Origin of the sequence: Erythrobacter sp. CCH5-A1 (assembly GCF_001557115.1) — a bacterium.
Lineage (GTDB): Bacteria > Pseudomonadota > Alphaproteobacteria > Sphingomonadales > Sphingomonadaceae > Erythrobacter.
In genome coordinates, this window is record NZ_LSKQ01000218.1 from 14,739 (window position 1) to 32,204 (window position 17,466).

A 17,466-nucleotide genomic window follows, 5' to 3' on the forward strand; every position below is an offset into this window, starting at 1 on the left:
GCGCGTCTCCCGGTAGAAACATCACGCAGCATTGGTCCAGCCCTGAAGTGCCGCAGCCTCCGCCCGGACCACTTCTGGCCCACCAAGGACCTGCCGGTCGAATCCGATCCGTTTGAACCAGTAGTGCAGGCCAAGCAGATCGGTGAATCCCATTCCGCCGTGCACTTCGGTGGAAGTGCGTGCGACAAATCGATGGACCTCGGCCGTGTGCGATTTCGCATGGCAGGCAACCAGAGATGCCTCATTCGGCACCGCGTCGAAGGCGTGGGCGGCGTACCAGACGAGCGAGCGGCACGGTTCATGCCGCGCGGCCATCTCGGCGCACATATGCTTTACGGCCTGGAAACTGCCGATCAGGCGGCCGAACTGTTCGCGCTGGCCAGCATAATCGATAGCCTTTTCGATCATCGCCTGACCTGCGCCAAGACTGTCGGCGGCCAGGATAACACGGCCTGCATCACGCAACCGGGCCGTTGCAACTCCCCCATCATCAGCCAGTGGTTCCGCTTCGGCCCCGTCAAACCGCAATTCCCCGACGCTGCGGGTGCGATCAATGGTAGTCAACGCGATAGCCTTCAGGCCCGACGCCTTGGCACCGACAAGGTGCAGCCTACCACCGGAATCGGCGACGATGTGGGCATCGGCTCCTTCGAAATCGAGCGCGAACAGGGCGGTTCCGTTGAGCTTCCCGGCTGCAGAGGAAACCCCCGCGCCGTCGCGCACCTCGATCGTCTCGGAAATCGCGACACCGATACGCGCCTCGCCGCTCGCGATCTTTGGCAGCCAGTGGGCCTTTTGCTCCTCGTTGCCCGCATCGCGCAAGGCGATCGGTGCGAGAACCTGACTGGCGAGAAACGGCACCGGGGCGACCGCATAGCCAAGCTGTTCCGCTACCACCGCCGCGTCGAGCAGGGTCATGCCGAGCCCGCCGTGCTCTTCGGGGACCAGCATTCCGGCAACGCCGAGGTCGTTGAGGGCCCGCAACACCTGGTCGCTCAGCGGATTGTCCCGCTCCGCACATTCGCGGACGTGACTGAGCGGGCTGGTATCGGCAAGGCACCGCGAAACCGCGTCGCGCAACATCTGCTGGTCCTGCGAAAGTCCGAAATCCATCAGTTTGCTCCCTGCTTCTGACTCGCCATGTTTGAGGCTTTCGGCCCTACATTCGAGGTCTTCGCCGGGTTCGGTTCACGCGGCATTTCAAGGCCGCGTTCGGCGATGATGTTCTTCTGGATCTGAGCGGTCCCGCCGCCGATTATGAGACCGAGCTGGAACATATAGTTCCATTGCCAAGCCCCGCCGTGCCGCTCGCGCGGGCTGTTGTGATAGAGAATGCCCAGTTCGCCCATAGCGTCGATCGCCAGCGCCGAAATCTGGTGAGCGAGTTCACAGCTTTGCAGCTTGACGATCAACTTCGCCATGCCGCCCGGCTCTCCCCTGAGGCTGTTCGAAAGTACGCGCATCCCGTTGTATTTCATCGCCGCCACTTCGGCCTGAAGTGCTACCAACCGGTCGCGCAGTACCGGATTGTCGATCGCTCGAGCCTGGCCCAAACGCTCTTCCTGCATCAGCCCGATTAGCGCCTGCAGCCGATTTTCTAGCGCGTCGGGATCGCCCAGCATGCCGCGCTCATGGCCCAGGGTCGCGTTCGCCACGAACCAGCCCTGTCCCCGCTGGCCGACGATCTGGTCCACCGGTACGCGCACATCGGTAAAGAAGGTCTCGTTGAACTCGGCGTGACCGGTCATCGTCTTCAAGGGGCGAACCTCGATGCCTGGGGTGTCCATCGAAAAGATCAGGTAGGAAATGCCGCCATGCTTGGGTGCGTCCGGTTCGGTCCTGACCAGACAGAAGATCATGTCGGCCTGCTTGGCGGTGCTGGTCCAGATCTTCTGGCCATTGATAACAAATTCGCCGTTCTCAATGTGCGCGCTGGTCTTGAGGTTGGCGAGGTCAGACCCGGCACCTGGTTCGGAATAGCCCTGGCACCAGACGACGTCGCCTTTTAGCGTGGGTTCGATCCAGCGCCGTTTCTGTTCCTCGGTGCCGAGTTCGAGCAGGGTCGGCACGAACATCGAGATTCCCTGATTGGAAAGCCCGCCCGGCACCCTGGCCCGCGCAAACTCCTCTGCAATGATGCGCGATTGGAGAATGTCCGGCTCCGCTCCATAGCCGCCATACTCCTGCGGGATCGTTCGCGCGGTATACCCATGCTCAATCAACAGCTTCTGCCATTCGACCGCCTTGGACGAAGGTCGGGCCGCCCGGTCAGCAGAGGGCGGCGCGAGATGGCTGTGCGCTTCGATGAAAGCCCGCACTTGCTTGCGGAAGACATCGTATTCGGGCCCGTAATTAAGATCCATGACGCTTCTAACTTTCACGCAGGCGGAAAACAGGAAGACGGAAGTCCTCACCGATCAATTCGAATTCCACTTCCACCGGAAGGTCGAGCGCTAGGCGCTCGTGATCGCAACCAATCAGGCGCGTGGCCATGCGTACGCCCTCTTCCAATTCCACCAGCGCCGCCACGAAGGGAATTTCGGCGGCAAAAGCCGGGTGGAGGGCCTGGTGGGTAACGGTCCAGGAAAACAGCGTGCCCTTGCCACTGCTGCGTTCCCAGGAGAATTCCGGCGAGCCGCACTTTGCGCACATATAGCGCGGCAGGTGGCGGAAGCAGCCGCAGCCGCCGCAGCGCTGGAAATAGAGATTGCCGTCCTGGCACCGCTTCCAGAATTCCTGCTCAACCGGGTCTTGCGGGCGAGGTCGCGGTTTGGGCGGCGCGACCTGCGCGGAGGGCCGCATTTTGGGAGGCAGATCGCTCTCGCTGCTCATGTAAACCTCCTGAGAATGACAATGCTTCCATCGCCAAGGTCACCCCAGCCGGTAACTAGGCCGGTCTGGGCTCCTAGCACCTGGCGCTCGCCGCAGTCGTGACGAAGCTGGCGTACTGCCTCGACCACGTGGTTGAGTCCCCAGACATGCGCCTCACTGAGCAAGCCGCCATGGGTGTTGATCGGATAGCGGCCACCCAGCTCAATCTGGCCATTGGCTACGAATTCGGCCTGTGCGCCCGGTTCGCAATAGCCCATCGCTTCCAGTTGCAGCAAAACGACATAGGTAAAGCAGTCGTAAATCTGCAGGAAATCCATGTCCTCGCGCTTGACGCCCGCCATGTCGAAAGCGCGCGGGGCAGCATAGCTGAGGCCAATCTTGAAGGGATCGGGCCGCGAAGGGATGTCGTCGGCTGGATAGGGGTGGCCTTCAGCGGCACCGGCGATGCTGACGGGCACATGGGGCATATCCCTGGCCCGATCCATTCGCGATATGACTACCGCGCAGGCGCCATCGGTTTCAAGGCAGCAATCGTAAAGGCGAAAGGGCTCGGATATCCAGCGCGCCGAATGGTAGGTTTCCGCGTCGAGTTCGCGCCCATAGGTAAAGGCGCGCGGATTCAACTGCGCGTGACGCCGGCAGGCTAGCGCTACCGCTGCCATCGCATCCGCGCCCACGCCGTAAAGCTTCGAGTGGCGGGTCGCCAGCCAAGCATACATCTGCACCGGCAGGAACACACCATAGGGGATGTAATAGCCCTGGATGGTATTGGTCAGCGTGTTCATGTTCATCGCCCGAGTAGGCGGGGCACCCGGTTTGGGCCTGAGGGCGGAATAGCCGTTCCAACCGAGCGTAACCAGCACGTGATCGCAAAGCCCGCAGGCGATCGCCATTGCCGCGTTCTGCAGCGCCGTCGTCGGGCTGGCGCCGCCCATGTGAACTGTGGCCGCGTAGCGCAGCACATCAATGCCGAGATTGGCGGCCATTTCCTCCGAGGTTGTATAGATCGGCGGCGGCACCATGCCGTCGATGTCGGAAGGTTTCAGCCCGGCATCCGCGATTGCGCGGCGCGAGGCTTCCAGCATCATGTCCACTGCGGTCCGCTCGGTGCCCTTGACGAATGCGGTTTCGCCCACACCGGTTATGGCGGCCTTGTTGGCAAAGGGTAAGGTCTGCGAAGCGTTCATACCGCGTCCCCGTCGTACCGCAATTCAGGAACAGAATCTGGCATCGGCCAGCGCCCTTTCGGCCCCTTCGACAAGATCGCGCATGACCTCTGCCGCTGGACGGATCGAGTGGATCAGGCCAATTCCCTGCCCCGCGAAGCCAGGCATGATATCCTTGCGCTGAGCCTTGATGCCCGAAGCCATGACCGGCCCTGAAATCATCGACTGGTAAGGCATGGGAAGCGGCTCCTTGCCCGCCGCAACCCAGGCATCGGCCCATTTGTTGCGGATCATGCGCGCAGGCTTGCCGGTCAACGAGCGGCTAACGACGGTATCTGCATCGCCGCCATCGGTTATTGCTTCCTTCTGGAACCGTTCAATCCCTGCCTCTTCGGTTGCCAGAAACGCCGTGCCGACCCACGCGCCCAGCGCGCCTAACATCATCGCTGCGGCGACTCCCCGGCCATCGGAGATTCCACCCGCTCCAATCACGGGAACCCGATCGCCCACCGCATCGACTACCTGCGGAATCAGCGAGAACGTTCCGATTGGGGAGTTGTGCCCGCCGCCATCGTGGCCCTGCGCCACAATCATGTCGATGCCGGAATCGACCACCTGCTGGGCGTGCTTGACCTTGCCGATCACCGCCATCACCTTGGTGCCATTGGAATGAAGGCGGTCCATCCACGGTCCGGGATTGCCGAGGCCGGCGGCATAGACTGGCACCTTTTCCTCGATTACCACTTCCATCTGCGCCTCGAAAAACTCCCGCGTGAACAGCTGCAGCCCGCCCTTGCCCATTTCCGGCGTGCCAGCCGCGAGCATGGCCATTGCGGCATCCACTTCGGGCAGATCCTCGCGTTCCATGAAATCGCGGGTGAACTGCTGATATTCGCCAAGCAGTGCCATCGGGTTTTCGGGCGAGCCGCCGCTCTGCGGTGCCGACCCGCGCCTGACGGAAGCAGGCAGAAGGGTGTCGACCCCAAATGGCTTGTCGGTCAGTTCGCGGGTCTGGCGGATCCAGCTGCGCAACTGGTTTGGCGAGCAGGCCGCGGCTCCAAGAACGCCAAGTCCCCCGGCATTCGATACGGCGGCCGCGAGCGCAGGGACACTTGCCCCACCCATTCCGGCCAGAAGAATCGGGTATTCGATCCCGAGAATTTCGCAAATGCGGCTCTTGAGTGCCATCGTAATACTCTCTCCATTCTGCGCCACCCACCGGCGCCCGTTTTTTACGTCTGCCCCCACCTGACCTTCTGGGACACAAGCTCGGGGCTTCTTTCTGCGAGATAGGAGGCGGAGCCCGCCACGAGACGCGCCATCGCCTGCCGCGCTCCTTCGGCGTCGCCCTTGCGCACGGCTTCAAGGACGCGGCGCAAGAAACGCAACTGGACCGCACGCTCTTGCGCCGAATACCCCAGCGAGAGCGAAAATTCGCGGGTAAGCATGTGCAACGCGGAAGTCAGAAGGCCGAAAAGCGGATTGCCGCTGGCCCAGCCGAGCATATCGTGAAAACGGCGATTCAGTTCTTCGAACTGGCTGCTGGCTTCGTTCCGCTCCAGCTCTTTGAGGCAATCGGCAAGTGCGCTCAGGTCACCCGTGGTGGCGCGCTGGGCGGCATAGGCTGCAACATCCGCCGCAATCGTTTCGCGCAATTCGAGCAGGCCTCGCAAGTCCGCCTCCATGAAATGCAGGATCAGCGAGAGGCTGTTTGCGAAATCGCCGGTCTGCGGGCGTGCGACCACCGGTCCGCCACCGCGACCAAGTTGAAGATGGATCACACCCTGCAGTTCAAGAAAGCGGAGAGCTTCGCGCAAAGTTGCTCTGGCGACATCGTATCGCGCAAGCATTTCGTCCTCGCGGGCCAACCTGTCGCCCGCAACATGCGCCCCGGCTTCGATATCGCGTACAATGTCCTGCGCAAGCGTGAGCGCACGCTTGGCTTTCCTGGAATCATCGACCTTCGGTTGCATCTCTGGGAATCGCTCCTTCGATAAAACCTTATAAGAATTTATCGGATGATATGTCCAGCGTCTGTCTATGAAGTTTGCCGTGCGACCAAGTTTTGTAATAACCCTTATAAGCTTTATTGACCACGCCTTGAGAAACATTTACGTTTTTGAACGCGAGGCGAGTCTGCTCGCCTGAGATGGAGGACAAGACATGGGCATCGACACGATGGAGCTGGATACTGCCGGAAAAGTCGCAGCCATTCCGATCGACGAAATTGATGTCGCACGGCCGAGTCTTTTTCAGCAGGACACGATCGGCCTGTATTTCGAACGGCTGCGCAGAGAGGCGCCAGTCCATTACTGCCGTGAAAGCTATGTTGGGCCTTACTGGTCGATCACCAAGTTCGACGACATCATGGCTGTCGACACCAACCACAAAGTCTTTTCGTCGGAGGCAAAGCTCGGCGGTATCGCCATTCAGGACATGCATTCGGTGGAAGGTGCGCTCGAACTTGAAATGTTCATCGCTATGGATCCTCCAAAGCACGATCAGCAACGCAAGGCCGTCACCCCCGCTGTAGCGCCGTCCAACTTGCTGTTGCTCGAACCGACAATCCGCGAACGAGCATGTCAGATTCTCGATGATTTGCCGATAGGAGAGGAATTTGATTGGGTTGACAAGGTCTCGGTTGAATTGACCACGATGACTCTTGCCACCCTATTCGATTTCCCGTGGGAAGAACGCCGCAAGCTCACGCGCTGGTCTGACGTCACCACCGCCGCTCCTGAAACCGGCATCGTCGAATCGTACGACGCGAGGCGTGAAGAACTCATCGAGTGCGCGATGTATTTCAAAGGCCTGTGGGAGCAGCGCATCAACGAAGAACCGAAGAACGATCTGATTTCCATAATGGCGCATTCCCCGGCGACACGGGATATGCCCTTCCTTGAATTTTTGGGCAATCTCCTTCTGCTGATCGTGGGTGGCAACGACACCACGCGCAATTCGATAAGCGGTGGTGTGCTGGCGCTCAATCAGAACCCCGATGAATATCGCAAACTGAATGACGACCCTTCGTTGATCGCCAGCATGGTGCCGGAAATCATCCGGTGGCAGACGCCGCTGACTCACATGCGCCGCACCGCGCTTCAGGATTGGGAGATCGGCGGCAAGCAGATCAAGAAGGGCGACAAGGTCGTGATGTGGTACCTGTCGGGTAACCGCGACGACACGGTTATCGAACAGGCCGACCGCTTCATCATTGACCGCAAGAATCCGCGCCATCACCTGTCATTCGGTTATGGCATCCACCGCTGCATGGGCAACAGGCTGGCTGAACTGCAGTTGCGGATCATCTGGGAAGAGATTCACAAGCGGTTCGCTAAGGTCGAAGTGACCGGCGAGCCCGAGCGCCTTTTCTCAAACCTTGTGCGCGGGATCACGAAGCTGCCGGTGCGGCTGCACGCGCGCTGATTTGCTGAAGCAGAAATACGGAGTTTATGATGGTCAAAGTGACGTTCGTATCCAGCGATGGAACGCGGCGGGAAGTCGAAACTGCTGAGGGCGAAACCGCACGCGAGGCGGCGCTCTTCAATGATGTACCGGGCATCGACGGCGATTGCGGCGGTGTCTGTGCCTGTGCGACCTGCCATGTCCATGTCGATCCGGCCTGGATCGACACGGTTGGTCGTCTGAAGGAAGGCGAAGCGGAGGCCGAACTCCTGCAGTTTGCAGAAGGGGCCAACGAATACAGTCGCCTCGCCTGCCAGATCCCAATGGAGGCTGCAATGGAAGGTTTAGTTTTGCACGTTCCTGCGCAGCAATACTAACCAGCCAGAGCGCGGCCTTGTAGTCCGTCTGGGGAACCACGAATTCAGCTTTTTCACGGAGGTTTCCGTGCCAACTCAGCTAGAACCAGATGCCCAGGCGAGCGAAGACGCATTTCGCACCGAAATGCGCCAATTCCTCGCCGCCAATTTTCCTGACGAACTCAGGGGCACGGGCAATTTGCTAGCCGGGCTCGAGGGTCCGACCAACGAGACCCCTGTGCAGAAGAAATGGCGAGAAGCCGTGGCCGGGCGTGGTTGGGGTACACCGACCTGGCCCAAAGAATATGGCATCGGCGGACTGACCATAGGCCAGGCCAGGGTCATCGAGCACGAGTTCGCCAACGTCGGTGCCTCCAATCCGATCGGCGGAATGGGTGTGATGATGTTCGGCCCGACCCTGCTCGAATACGGCGACGAAAAGCAGAAGCTGGAGCATATCCCGCCAATCTGCCGTGGCGAAATTCGCTGGTGTCAGGATTACTCGAAGCCAGTGCCGGATCAGACCTAGCATCGCCTCAGCAACCGGGTGGCTGTTCATCGCCTCGATCCAACTCCTCGTCAGCCGGAGCGCAAGATTATCAAATCACTCCGGTTAATTTTGAATCAGACTCTGAGGCAAGCTGGGGGTCGTCGAGCTACCTCAGGGACCGTTTTGCCCAGCTATCCGGCTACTAAGGACAAAGGTTCCTCGCCGCTGGCAGCTTGCTCTCAGCCCATGATTTCGTGGGCTGGGCCGTATCCGGCATCAGCTGGGATCGTAAGGACGTTTTTGCCGTCTCGCTGAATGATTTCCGGCAGAACCGTTACGATATCGCGGGCTTCAGCCTGCGCGACGCAGTCTTCTGCGCTTGCGGCTTTGGCCAGCAATAGCAAGTTCAAGCGCGTAGGAAAGATAATGGTTCGCTCGCCAGTTGCTTCCATGTCTAACGCCTTGCGCGGCGAAAGCCATTCCGCATCGACGGTTTCGTATCCATCGCATGCGGCAATCTGGCGTTCGGGCGCGCGAACGACGAAGAAATGGGTGTCGAAGCGCTTGTGCATGAAGGTGGGCGTTATCCACCTTGCGAATATGCTGAGCTGATCGAGGCGCAATTGCACACCGGCCTCGCGAACGACGTCAAGAAATTCGCGCTCGCCTCGCTCCACCGCTTTGCGGCTTTCAATATCACATGTATTCTCAAACGCGCCGCCGTCACGATGATCAGCCAGCAAAATCCCGGCTTCCTCGTACGCTTCGCGGATCGCGGCGATCCGCAAAGTGCGCTGCGTAGCGTCAAAAGTGCTCCAGCCCCTGCAATGATCGGCCCATTCAAGAATTTCATCTCCAACCGAAGGCTTCCCTCCGGGAAACACCAGCGCGCCGGAGGCGAAATCGATCTGGTGATGGCGTTTGACCATCAGGACCTGAAACTCCGGCAGGTCGCGAAGTAAGAGCATGGTGGCCGCGGGGACCGGATCAACGGGCTTCGGCATGGTCATCACGTTCTCCAGTAGTCTAGGCTCGGACCCGCACGAATTATTCGATAGATAGGCTATAATTTAACCCAAATGACCAACCCGGCAAGTGCCGACGCAAAACCGGACATCAACTAGGGTCAGGATCTGTAATTGCATTGCTAGGCGGTGCCGATCCCTTGAAGGTTTCATGGATCTGTCCTCACTGGCCGAGCCCGGTGCTGGTCGTGCTGTATCGGGTCTCACAGAGGCGAAAGTTGCATTGACTCGAAGCAGGTTTGGGAGCCCATCTGACCACCTTCGCAGATCGTTCGTCCCTGCGTTCCCTCTCGGGACACCGCCCTCGGATTAGCTTTGACGCCTCACCGCTGGCAAACAGGGTCTTCGTAGTCAAATGCCATGTCTTTTCTCCCTCCTGATGATGATGTTGACGGCCCCTTTCAGGGGCTTTGCCGGACCCCTGTGCAGCGGGACAAAGGCATCGGCGCACTGTTCACTGGGAGGAGCCACCCGCTTCGCTATCAGCCTCAGAAAAGCGGCCGCGATCGTGCCCACCAGCACGGCGACAAGGATCATCAGACCTATGGCCACCAACTCGGCGGCCATTTTCTGGTTATCGAGGGCGGCTCGCAGCTCGGCGCATCCCTGAACCCCGTGCATATTGAGGTCGCAAACCACAAAGCTGTCCCCGCCAGCGGCACGCGCGATCTCGGAGAGTCCTGCCTCGTTCACCAGATTGGTCAGAGTCAGCTGCTGCGTAAGGTGAATCTCGAAGGTGTCTGAAGGCGGCGTGTCCGCTGTGGCATGGCCCATTTGTGTCACGATCTTCCTCCTATCGGCTGCGTTCGATGTTGCGTTCGGGCACGTCCAATTGCGGCGTTGCCCGGAGGCTCGCCGGATCGATCCGCGAGGCAGAAGCTTGCCTGTCCTCAGGCGCCCTCAAATAATCGGGAATGGTGGGCCGAAACTCGCCAGCCTCGCGCCCACCAGGCTTCGCCTCGACCTGCTTTTCGCCGAGGGTTTCGAGCGCGCTGGTCTTGTCGCCCGGGTTGCGGGCGATCTGCGCCAAAAGCCGATCGCGGTCGTTGGTGACGATTGTGATGTCGTCACGCACCCGGGTCATCATGACGAGCGCCAGACGCTGGTTCGACAAGTGCCGGGCTGATGAGTGCATCTCACCGATCGCCATGTCGCGGGTGTCGCCCTGCGCCTGATGCATGTTGATCGCATAGGCCAGCCCCATGCGCTCGAGCATGCGGTCATTCTGCTTGAGTTCTACGGTCTCGCCTGCCTTGTTCTCGAGCGTGACGATCCCATCCCTGATCCCGAGGATCCTCGCCTCCTCTGACTTCATCAGCCCCCTGGCATCATCCTTTTCGGTCCAGCGGATCTTGTCGCCTTCATAGATTGTCTCCTTGTGCTTTTCGGAGAGCCTCAAGGCATCACGCTTGTCCGAAGGATCGATCGCCGCCGGATCGAATTTGATCAGCTTGCCGCTTTCATCGCGCAGCATGACCCGGCCCTTCGCGTCGATGCCTTCGACATCGTATCGGCCCCGAACAAGCCCTCCGGGTGCGTTCTGGCGCGTCACTTCGAGCAGCTGGCCATTGCTGTAGGTCGAGGCGTAGCGCAGCTCCTCGCGCGTCGCATGGGCCGGGAGGAGCGTGTTCAGCCTCAGCCCTTCCCCCTGGATCGCCCCTTCTGCCTTCAGGCCCTGCTGGACCATCCGGTTGAGTTCGCCGCGCGCCGCTCGTCCTGACGAGTAAATCGCGGTTCGCTCGCGATCGTCGGGCGAAAGCTCGAGCCACTTCTGCGCGGTGACCTTGAGGTGGTCTGCGCCTGCTTCCACGACGCGCGCGCCAAGCGAGGCAAAGCTTTCCCTGAACATGCCAGCGCGCACCAGGCCCGCCGCTTCTTTCATGTGCTCGGTGCGCTGCCGCAGACTTGTGTCTATGCGAGCCATTGCGGGGTTGTCGGACTGGATCAGCGAAAAGCTCTTGCCCGCCTCGATCGGCTGTAACTGGGCGCGGTCTCCAATCATGACCAGCTTTTCAACACCAAGCCGGTTGGCAATCGTGAGCAGGTCATTCATCGGCTTGTTCGCAACCAGCGACGCCTCGTCCAACACCAGGACTTTGCCGCGCAACGCTTCGCGCGATGCCTCGAACTTCGGACCCGAACCCGCAAGCGCGGGCCGCAGATGCTCATTCACAAAGGATGAGACGGTTCTTGCGTCGATTTCCTGCCTGACGACCTCTCCGTCTGGCCCGCGGATCTCCGTCCCGGTCCGAAGATCGCTGACCATCTTGTTGGCAAAGGCGAGGCCGATCACCTCCCTTCCCTCCTGATGCGCCACGCTTGCAATCGCCGAGATGATCGTCGTCTTTCCGGCACCTGCAACACCCTGGATCACGACCGTGCGGTCCTTGCTGGCGAGCGCCAGTGTTCCGGCGGCAATCTGCTCGGCGTTGAGGTCATGAGTGCCCGCAACTTGCCGCAAGCGCCCGGGCGCCTCGGCGGCTTCGATAATGGCCTGGCCTGCATCCTTTCCCGCGGCGACATTAGCGAGCGTTGCCCGCTCGATCTCGACATGTTCAGGTGTGGTGTATTTCTCGGGCCGGCCATCGAGCCTGTCGCTCTTGCCCTCTAGCACCCTCCCGTCGGCCACCAAGACGCCGATCCGTGCTTCCACCCCGTCAGCGGTCACGCCCTTTACGCCGAGGTCGAGCGCGGTCTTGACCAGGTCGCCTCGGGTCCAAGAGGTTTCGCGTTCGCCGATGACCCTGATCGCAGAAGCGGTTGCCATCTCAGTGCGCAGCTGCGTGGGCGTCAGGGTGATCCGTTGCAGGCCATTGGTTGTCAGTGTGTCCGCTGGCCGAGTGTAGAGCTTCACGCTGTCGCGGAGCGCGCTCAGCGTCTCCTGCACCCGCTGAGGCGATCCCAATGGGCTCTCGCGCCCCTCGGAGCCGCGTTCACGCGCCTGTTCGACCAGCACCTTGGCATCGAACCCCAGCCCGGCAGCGCGCTTGGCCCATTCTTGCCGGAGCGCCAGCTTGTCGTCCGGATTCAGCTTGGGATCGCGGGTGCGCTTGGTGATTTCACGCAAGGCTTCTGTGTCGTTTGCGCTCTTCCCGAGTTTCTCGGCCGTCGCCAGAATGGTCAGGCGACGCTGGCTGAAGGCTTCGATCACATCGCGCGCCACGCCCTTGATCTCGAACTGGCCGTGCTTGCCCGTGATCTGGGTTTCGTAGCCAAGCTTCTCGAGGTTCGTCCGCAGCGCGGCGTTGTAGATGGAGCCAAGGACTGTGTTGTTCTTCCAGATCTCACCGTTCCACAGCGCCTTCCAGTTGCCATCCTTGTCCTGCGTCATCGCGGCGATGACAGCATGGGTATGGTTCTGCGGGTCGAGCGCCCGGCTCGTGTCGTGTTGGAACAAGGCATAGAGGAGCTTGCCTGTGACCACGCCCTCGCCGTTGGCATTGCGTGATCGATCGCGGGCCTGCGCATAGTGCTTCTCGAGATAGGCCATCGTCGCCTTGACGGCGGACAGCTGCGCATCGAGGATCCGCTTGTCGCCGCCCAACTGCGCCAGCAGGCTGGCCGACTTCGGCATGGAGAATGTGAGGTCTATCCCCGAGCGGCGGTTTGCGTTGCCATTTACGACGGTGTCATCGGGCAGTTTGCCATCAAGGACTTTTTCGAAGTCGTCCTTGGCAACAGGACCAGCAAGCCCGAGCGCTTCGGCGCCCTTCCCACCCCATTCGCTGAGCTCCGCAGGGCCATCGCCGACATAGTAGTCGTCCTTGGCGAAGTAGTTTGCCGCGCCGCCGGCTGACGCGACTGATGCGACCGACAGCATCTCAGGCTATCCTTGCCTGTTCGCGCCGGAGCATCGGCCCGGCACATTGCGCGCAGAATAGGGGGCACACATGGCAGGTCTGTCCTGCCGCGATCATCGCCCAAGCTCCTGATCATCGTCAATGGAAGGGTCCTGACGGCTCTGCCTTTCGTTTCCGATGCCGCGCATGTTCTCTTTGGAAAGCTCGCTCTCCTGGGCGTCTGCCCTGCTATTCTGCGCTCGCCCCTTTGGCCCTTCGATCTTAGCCTGCGCGCCGCGCTCTTCGCTGTCGCGCATGGCCAGGTTCTGCCGCTCGCGCTGGTCCTTCTTGCCAGGGCGGTTATAGCCATACAGCTCCCCTTGCGCTGGCTTTCGCTCGAAGTCTGCCCGCTCCTCTTCATCCTCAATCTTGCGTGTTACCTCCTCCTCGGTCAGCTCGCGCTCAGGGTTCAATGGCCCTTCGATCGCCTCCCTCAGCTGCTGCGCCGCCCGCTCAGCCTCACTCAGCGCTACCTCTTCGCGATCTTTCGGCTCCTTAGGCGCGATGTCAGGTTGTGCGCCTTCCCTATCCCCACCCCCCAATTCCGCGCCATCCCCGGACGGTGGTGTGTATTCGGCGGCGCGCATGTCGGTGACACGCTCAAAGCCTTTTGCGCGGGGTTCGTAATCTTTCCACGTCAGCCTGATCCGGGCAGCGGGGAAGCCGTCCGGGAATTTCACGAACCCGTGCATGCTGGGCAGGTCGCTGATGTCGACCGGCATGACGAGTTCTTCGACGTTGGTACGAGGCGTGATCGTTGAGGCGTCGCGGTTGTCATTATAGCCGTAGGAATAGGCTTCATCCATGATCCGGACCTGGCGGTTACCGATGAACTCGGAGCATCGCCGGGACGTCTCGGGATCGGCCGTCTTGAGGATCAGCTTGGTGCCCGCCAGCGAGGCCAGATTGGTGGCCCCGTTCTCGCCATAGGTTTCTTCAAGCTTGTCGAAGGAATGCATGCCAAGCACGAAGGCGCCGCCAAACGCGCGCGCGGTCTGAAGGCCATGGTCGATCGCCGGGAGACGATGCAGCGCATGAACCTCGTCGATGAGAAACCAGGTGCGCAGATCTCGGCTCCGTCCCATATGGAACAGCGCATTGACGGCCAGATCCATCCAGAGGGTCAAGAGCGGGCGATTGAGAACCAGGTCCGGGTGGGTGGAGGTAATGAAAAGGATCGATCCTTCCTTGACCTCGGTCGTCATCCAGTTCTTGATCGAGAAGCCGGTTTCCCCCGGAGGAGGTTCGGGCAGGAAGCGGAAAACATTCGCATTGGCGATGAAGGTGGTCCGGATCGACTCTGCCATTTTGGCAGCGGCGGGCGACATCATCGGCCCCGCAATCGTGCCTTCAAGTTGAGCATGGATCGTCTTCAGATCCGACTGCATCAGGAAGTAGGAAAGCGCGCCATTTGAGCGCACGCCCATCTTGATCATCTTGACGCACATTTCGACGAACAGGGTGCGCGCCGATTTCTGCCAAAAGTCATCTTCCGCGCTGTGGCCACTCGGAACAAGCGCCGTCGCAGCGCTCATGAATTCGGCGTAATTGTCGCAGTCGTTGAAAATCGACCATGGCACGCAGCGGCGGTCCATCGGATTGAGGATGATGTCCGTTTCGGCATCATAGAAGCTTTCGACGAAGGTGCCGGTCAGATCGAAAATGACGCAGCGATGCCCGCGTTCGCGCGCCTGCGTGACGATCTTCTTCAGCTCGGTCGTCTTGCCGGCCCCGGTCGTACCGATGAACATCGCATGGCTTTGCTCAAGGCGCCATGGAACCGGCACGCCCGCCAGACGGTAAGGCGCATGCAGACCCGCGCGGACACGGTCCTTCAAAGGCTCTGCGAGGATCTTGTCGGGGTCCACTGCCGGCGTGCGCTTGCGGCACTCGCTGACATGCGCTTTCCAGTTATGGCTGGTGATGGCTTGGGCCAGTTCACTGTGTGTCACAAGCACGGCACCGCGCTCATGGCGCTCGGTCAGAATATCAGTGCCGCGCCGTTTCGAAAAGTCGACGAACCAGACGGTCAAAGGTACGCAGATAAAGGCTGCACCAAGACCCGCGGAAATGCTGACCTGCACGGCCTTGGCCCAAGCCCTTTCCACGGCAGGATGATAGGGCAGCATCGACATAGTGCCTTGCACCATTTGACCCGACGGAAGGGTCAGGTTTACAGGCTTGTTCGGATTGAGCTGCACCCATCCCCAGGCCTCGGCGTAGAGCTTCATCAACACGAGCTGCACCTCGTGGTTTTTGAAGGTCAGACTGACGAGGATGCACAGCAGTACAACGGCGGTCCCGACCCAGACGTAGAGGGGCATTCTGATGCCCGCCCAGGTCATCAGGATTTCGTGGTGGAACAGCTGCGACCCGCGCGTGAAATTGCCTGCGTTCCGCTTCACTTTTCCGCGCGCGGAAGCGTGGGTGAGAGTGGCAGCTTTTTTGCTGAACCGGATGTCTTCAGCCATGATGCTCTCGCACGTTGGAGAGCGCCTGAGCGATCAGGTGTTCGGCATCAGCCGGATATTGCTCCTGAACGATGAGCGAGAGCGCAAGCTGGGTATGCTCGAGGATCGTGACAGCCCGCTCGGCGTTGAGCGACAGTCCCGCCTTCAGGAGAGGAATGCCCACTTCAAGGGCAATTCTGATGGCTTCAGACCGCGATACACCGCGGCTTGCCGCAAGTTGATCGACGACGTCGATCATCCTTGGGCTGAGCGTTACACCGACGCTCTGGAACTGTTTCTTTTCCACTACCACACCTTTTCAGGCGTGGTTCGTCTATCGCAGGTATCAGTATATAGCGCTGCATCGCACTTGCCAAGAGCGTCGGCGATGCAGCCCGGTGCAGCGCTATGGTATTGGTTTTTCGATGCTTTATTGAAGCCTTGAACATCCTGCAGCCGACTGCACCGCCCGAATTGTGAGCAAGACTCCAGCTAACCAATTGTGAAGTATGACGAATATCGCTGCATCAGCCTACCGCGCAGCGGTGTACGGTGTGCGCGCAAAAAATCAGGAACTTGTGCCCTGTGCCAGGTCCATTGTTGTAGGGGGATCACTCGCGCAGGTGGTTCTCCAGCGGGATTGCGCGAGCGAGCCTGACTCGCGAACTCAGCGCAGGCGTTATGTCCGCCTATAGCCGGCGCTGTGGGACGACAGTGGCTTTGGGTTTGGCCATGGCGATGGCGATGGCGATGGCGATGGCGATGGCTTAAGCAGGCCATGCTCGGCAAAGAAGTGGCGCGAGAGCAGCAAGCAAAAAAATGCCTCGAACAGACCCTGCGATTGGTGCATCTTCGCATGGTCTTTCAAGGCTTGGAGGAATGCGCAATGGTGTCGAAACTTGAACGCGAACGGTCCGCGCTGGCAGCAGCGGAAAAGGACCTGGAAGAGCGCAGGCAGAAGCTTGCAGAGCTTGAGCGCGAGGAAGCAGAACGAGAGCTAAATCGGCTGATCAAGAAGGTCGGTCAGGATACTGCGATTGCCCTTCTGGAACTGGCCGTCAAGGTGAAGCCAAAGGTGGCGATTTCTGCCCTTGAGAAGCTTGGCGGGTGAGGTCTGGTTTTTGTCGAGTTGGGCGGCGATGACCACCGCCCTGTCTCGTCAGAATTCATCGGCCATCTTGCCGGTGGCGGTGTAGACGATCTGGTCGATCAGATGCATCGGCAGCTCGCCATAGTCTCCCTCCTCAATGAGGATGTACCCGTCCGCGGTCTCAACGACGTGGACGTCGAAGAATGTGTGGTAGGAGCGCCGCTCAGCTTCCAGCGTTTTTTCATCAAGGGCGATGATGTTGGGGTTGATCTGACGAAGCACCGAAACGTCGTCTTCGTAGCTTTCCGTTGTGTAGCACATGACCTTGCCTCCTGGCGCTTGGCGGCTCGTCCGCCATGCCATGAAACAGCGCCCCGTCAGTGTGCTGGTCACCGGAGCGAAGCGGAGGCTTGACCGCTAATTTTTCGATGGTGCGGAAGCCGGCGCAGCACGGCTTCTCGGTCGGGAAATTAGTGGTTGACCAGTATGCTGGCGGGGTGCTCATGGCGATGGTGGTGGACGTGCCTGCGGCAGGAGGTATGCGTTCCCAGCGACTTCGCGAAAGCTATGCCCTGGAGCGTGGCTGTTCGGGATCAGCGTGATCCAGGCGGCATGAAAAAAGGGCGCCGCGGCAACGTGCCGGGCACCCTTTTCCACCTCGATCCTGCAGGAGGCTGGTTGCAGATCGAGCGTTGAATATGGCGACGAGTTCAGCCGGTTCGTGGCTGCTCGTGAACTGCTGTCCGGATAGTCATTAGCTCGAGACTGTTTAAAATTTTGTGCTCGGCCGTGGTAACTGCTTTCAGAGGAGAC

The 17,466-nt window shown here is 60.2% G+C and carries 17 protein-coding genes and 1 pseudogene; 5 read left to right on the top strand and 13 right to left on the bottom strand.

The annotated features are described in order from the left end of the window. Positions 1–21: 21 nt before the first annotated feature. The 6 genes from AX708_RS13080 to AX708_RS13105 are packed head-to-tail and all read right to left on the bottom strand — an operon-like array spanning position 22 to position 5,971. Positions 22–1,113 carry an acyl-CoA dehydrogenase family protein gene (locus tag AX708_RS13080; RefSeq protein WP_066525552.1) on the bottom strand — a complete coding sequence of 364 codons (1,092 nt, stop codon included), beginning with the start codon at positions 1,111–1,113 and terminating at the stop codon, positions 22–24. After that, positions 1,113–2,363 (bottom strand): acyl-CoA dehydrogenase family protein, encoded by a 1,251-nt coding sequence (locus tag AX708_RS13085; protein WP_066525554.1) that lies wholly within the window; start codon positions 2,361–2,363, stop codon positions 1,113–1,115. Before AX708_RS13085 ends, AX708_RS13080 begins: the two co-directional genes overlap by 1 nt. A gap of 7 nt (positions 2,364–2,370) precedes the next feature. Further along, complete coding sequence (locus tag AX708_RS13090) at positions 2,371–2,832, bottom strand: Zn-ribbon domain-containing OB-fold protein (RefSeq protein ID WP_066115191.1); 462 nt, start codon at positions 2,830–2,832, stop codon at positions 2,371–2,373. After that, positions 2,829–4,019 (bottom strand): transporter, encoded by a 1,191-nt coding sequence (locus AX708_RS13095; protein ID WP_066525557.1) that lies wholly within the window; start codon positions 4,017–4,019, stop codon positions 2,829–2,831. Before AX708_RS13095 ends, AX708_RS13090 begins: the two co-directional genes overlap by 4 nt. A 24-nt stretch (positions 4,020–4,043) precedes the next feature. After that, positions 4,044–5,186: a nitronate monooxygenase family protein gene (locus AX708_RS13100; protein WP_066525559.1), complete on the bottom strand. Its 1,143-nt coding sequence runs from the start codon at positions 5,184–5,186 to the stop codon at positions 4,044–4,046. A 44-nt stretch (positions 5,187–5,230) separates the two neighbouring features. Next, positions 5,231–5,971 carry a FadR/GntR family transcriptional regulator gene (locus AX708_RS13105; protein ID WP_066110710.1) on the bottom strand — a complete coding sequence of 247 codons (741 nt, stop codon included), beginning with the start codon at positions 5,969–5,971 and terminating at the stop codon, positions 5,231–5,233. A 190-nt stretch (positions 5,972–6,161) separates the two neighbouring features. Between AX708_RS13105 and AX708_RS13110 the strand changes: the two genes are divergently transcribed. From AX708_RS13110 to AX708_RS21375, 4 genes and pseudogenes are all read left to right on the top strand, one after another. After that, positions 6,162–7,424: a cytochrome P450 gene (locus tag AX708_RS13110; RefSeq protein WP_066525561.1), complete on the top strand. Its 1,263-nt coding sequence runs from the start codon at positions 6,162–6,164 to the stop codon at positions 7,422–7,424. A 26-nt stretch (positions 7,425–7,450) separates the two neighbouring features. Continuing rightward, positions 7,451–7,780, top strand: coding sequence for a 2Fe-2S iron-sulfur cluster-binding protein (locus tag AX708_RS13115; protein ID WP_233999658.1), 330 nt, complete (start codon positions 7,451–7,453; stop codon positions 7,778–7,780). Positions 7,781–7,904: 124 nt separating this feature from the next. Then, positions 7,905–8,288 carry an acyl-CoA dehydrogenase family protein gene (locus AX708_RS19985; protein ID WP_066525564.1) on the top strand — a complete coding sequence of 128 codons (384 nt, stop codon included), beginning with the start codon at positions 7,905–7,907 and terminating at the stop codon, positions 8,286–8,288. Next, positions 8,287–8,376, top strand: a pseudogene (locus AX708_RS21375) (IS5/IS1182 family transposase); the annotation flags it as partial. The gene AX708_RS19985 and the pseudogene AX708_RS21375, both read left to right, overlap by 2 nt. A gap of 112 nt (positions 8,377–8,488) precedes the next feature. Here AX708_RS21375 and AX708_RS13125 read toward each other — a convergent pair. The 5 genes from AX708_RS13125 to AX708_RS13145 all read right to left on the bottom strand — a co-directional run bounded on the left by AX708_RS13125 (position 8,489) and on the right by AX708_RS13145 (position 15,870). Further along, positions 8,489–9,259 (bottom strand): NUDIX hydrolase, encoded by a 771-nt coding sequence (locus AX708_RS13125; RefSeq protein WP_066525567.1) that lies wholly within the window; start codon positions 9,257–9,259, stop codon positions 8,489–8,491. A gap of 366 nt (positions 9,260–9,625) precedes the next feature. After that, complete coding sequence (locus AX708_RS13130) at positions 9,626–10,057, bottom strand: hypothetical protein (RefSeq protein WP_156443267.1); 432 nt, start codon at positions 10,055–10,057, stop codon at positions 9,626–9,628. 10 nt (positions 10,058–10,067) lie between these two features. Beyond that, positions 10,068–13,094 carry a MobF family relaxase gene (gene mobF, locus AX708_RS13135; RefSeq protein WP_067490219.1) on the bottom strand — a complete coding sequence of 1,009 codons (3,027 nt, stop codon included), beginning with the start codon at positions 13,092–13,094 and terminating at the stop codon, positions 10,068–10,070. Between the two features lie 93 nt (positions 13,095–13,187). Then, entirely contained in the window at positions 13,188–15,584 is a 2,397-nt protein-coding gene (locus AX708_RS13140; RefSeq protein ID WP_067490222.1) for a type IV secretion system DNA-binding domain-containing protein, read from the bottom strand. Further along, a complete protein-coding gene (locus AX708_RS13145) occupies positions 15,577–15,870 on the bottom strand; it encodes a ribbon-helix-helix domain-containing protein (RefSeq protein WP_058818294.1) in 294 nt (97 codons plus the stop codon). Before AX708_RS13145 ends, AX708_RS13140 begins: the two co-directional genes overlap by 8 nt. A gap of 471 nt (positions 15,871–16,341) precedes the next feature. Here AX708_RS13145 and AX708_RS13150 point away from each other — a divergent pair, with 471 nt between their 5' ends. Continuing rightward, positions 16,342–16,674: a hypothetical protein gene (locus tag AX708_RS13150; RefSeq protein WP_067490225.1), complete on the top strand. Its 333-nt coding sequence runs from the start codon at positions 16,342–16,344 to the stop codon at positions 16,672–16,674. A gap of 48 nt (positions 16,675–16,722) precedes the next feature. Here the strand turns inward: AX708_RS13150 and AX708_RS13155 are convergent, their stop codons facing one another. Then, positions 16,723–16,974 (bottom strand): hypothetical protein, encoded by a 252-nt coding sequence (locus AX708_RS13155; protein ID WP_231727470.1) that lies wholly within the window; start codon positions 16,972–16,974, stop codon positions 16,723–16,725. A 180-nt stretch (positions 16,975–17,154) separates the two neighbouring features. After that, positions 17,155–17,466: hypothetical protein (locus AX708_RS21155; RefSeq protein WP_233999659.1), on the bottom strand; the 312-nt coding region annotated here is incomplete at its 5' end.

Coding starts and splice junctions, on each gene's coding strand:
- AX708_RS13080 (WP_066525552.1), bottom strand. CDS start 1,113: ATGGATTTCGGACTTTCGCAGGACCAGCAGATGTTGCGCGACGCGGTT.
- AX708_RS13085 (WP_066525554.1), bottom strand. CDS start 2,363: ATGGATCTTAATTACGGGCCCGAATACGATGTCTTCCGCAAGCAAGTG.
- AX708_RS13090 (WP_066115191.1), bottom strand. CDS start 2,832: ATGAGCAGCGAGAGCGATCTGCCTCCCAAAATGCGGCCCTCCGCGCAG.
- AX708_RS13095 (WP_066525557.1), bottom strand. CDS start 4,019: ATGAACGCTTCGCAGACCTTACCCTTTGCCAACAAGGCCGCCATAACC.
- AX708_RS13100 (WP_066525559.1), bottom strand. CDS start 5,186: ATGGCACTCAAGAGCCGCATTTGCGAAATTCTCGGGATCGAATACCCG.
- AX708_RS13105 (WP_066110710.1), bottom strand. CDS start 5,971: ATGCAACCGAAGGTCGATGATTCCAGGAAAGCCAAGCGTGCGCTCACG.
- AX708_RS13110 (WP_066525561.1), top strand. CDS start 6,162: ATGGGCATCGACACGATGGAGCTGGATACTGCCGGAAAAGTCGCAGCC.
- AX708_RS13115 (WP_233999658.1), top strand. CDS start 7,451: ATGATGGTCAAAGTGACGTTCGTATCCAGCGATGGAACGCGGCGGGAA.
- AX708_RS19985 (WP_066525564.1), top strand. CDS start 7,905: ATGCGCCAATTCCTCGCCGCCAATTTTCCTGACGAACTCAGGGGCACG.
- AX708_RS13125 (WP_066525567.1), bottom strand. CDS start 9,259: ATGACCATGCCGAAGCCCGTTGATCCGGTCCCCGCGGCCACCATGCTC.
- mobF (WP_067490219.1), bottom strand. CDS start 13,094: ATGCTGTCGGTCGCATCAGTCGCGTCAGCCGGCGGCGCGGCAAACTAC.
- AX708_RS13140 (WP_067490222.1), bottom strand. CDS start 15,584: ATGGCTGAAGACATCCGGTTCAGCAAAAAAGCTGCCACTCTCACCCAC.
- AX708_RS13150 (WP_067490225.1), top strand. CDS start 16,342: ATGCTCGGCAAAGAAGTGGCGCGAGAGCAGCAAGCAAAAAAATGCCTC.
- AX708_RS13155 (WP_231727470.1), bottom strand. CDS start 16,974: ATGTGCTACACAACGGAAAGCTACGAAGACGACGTTTCGGTGCTTCGT.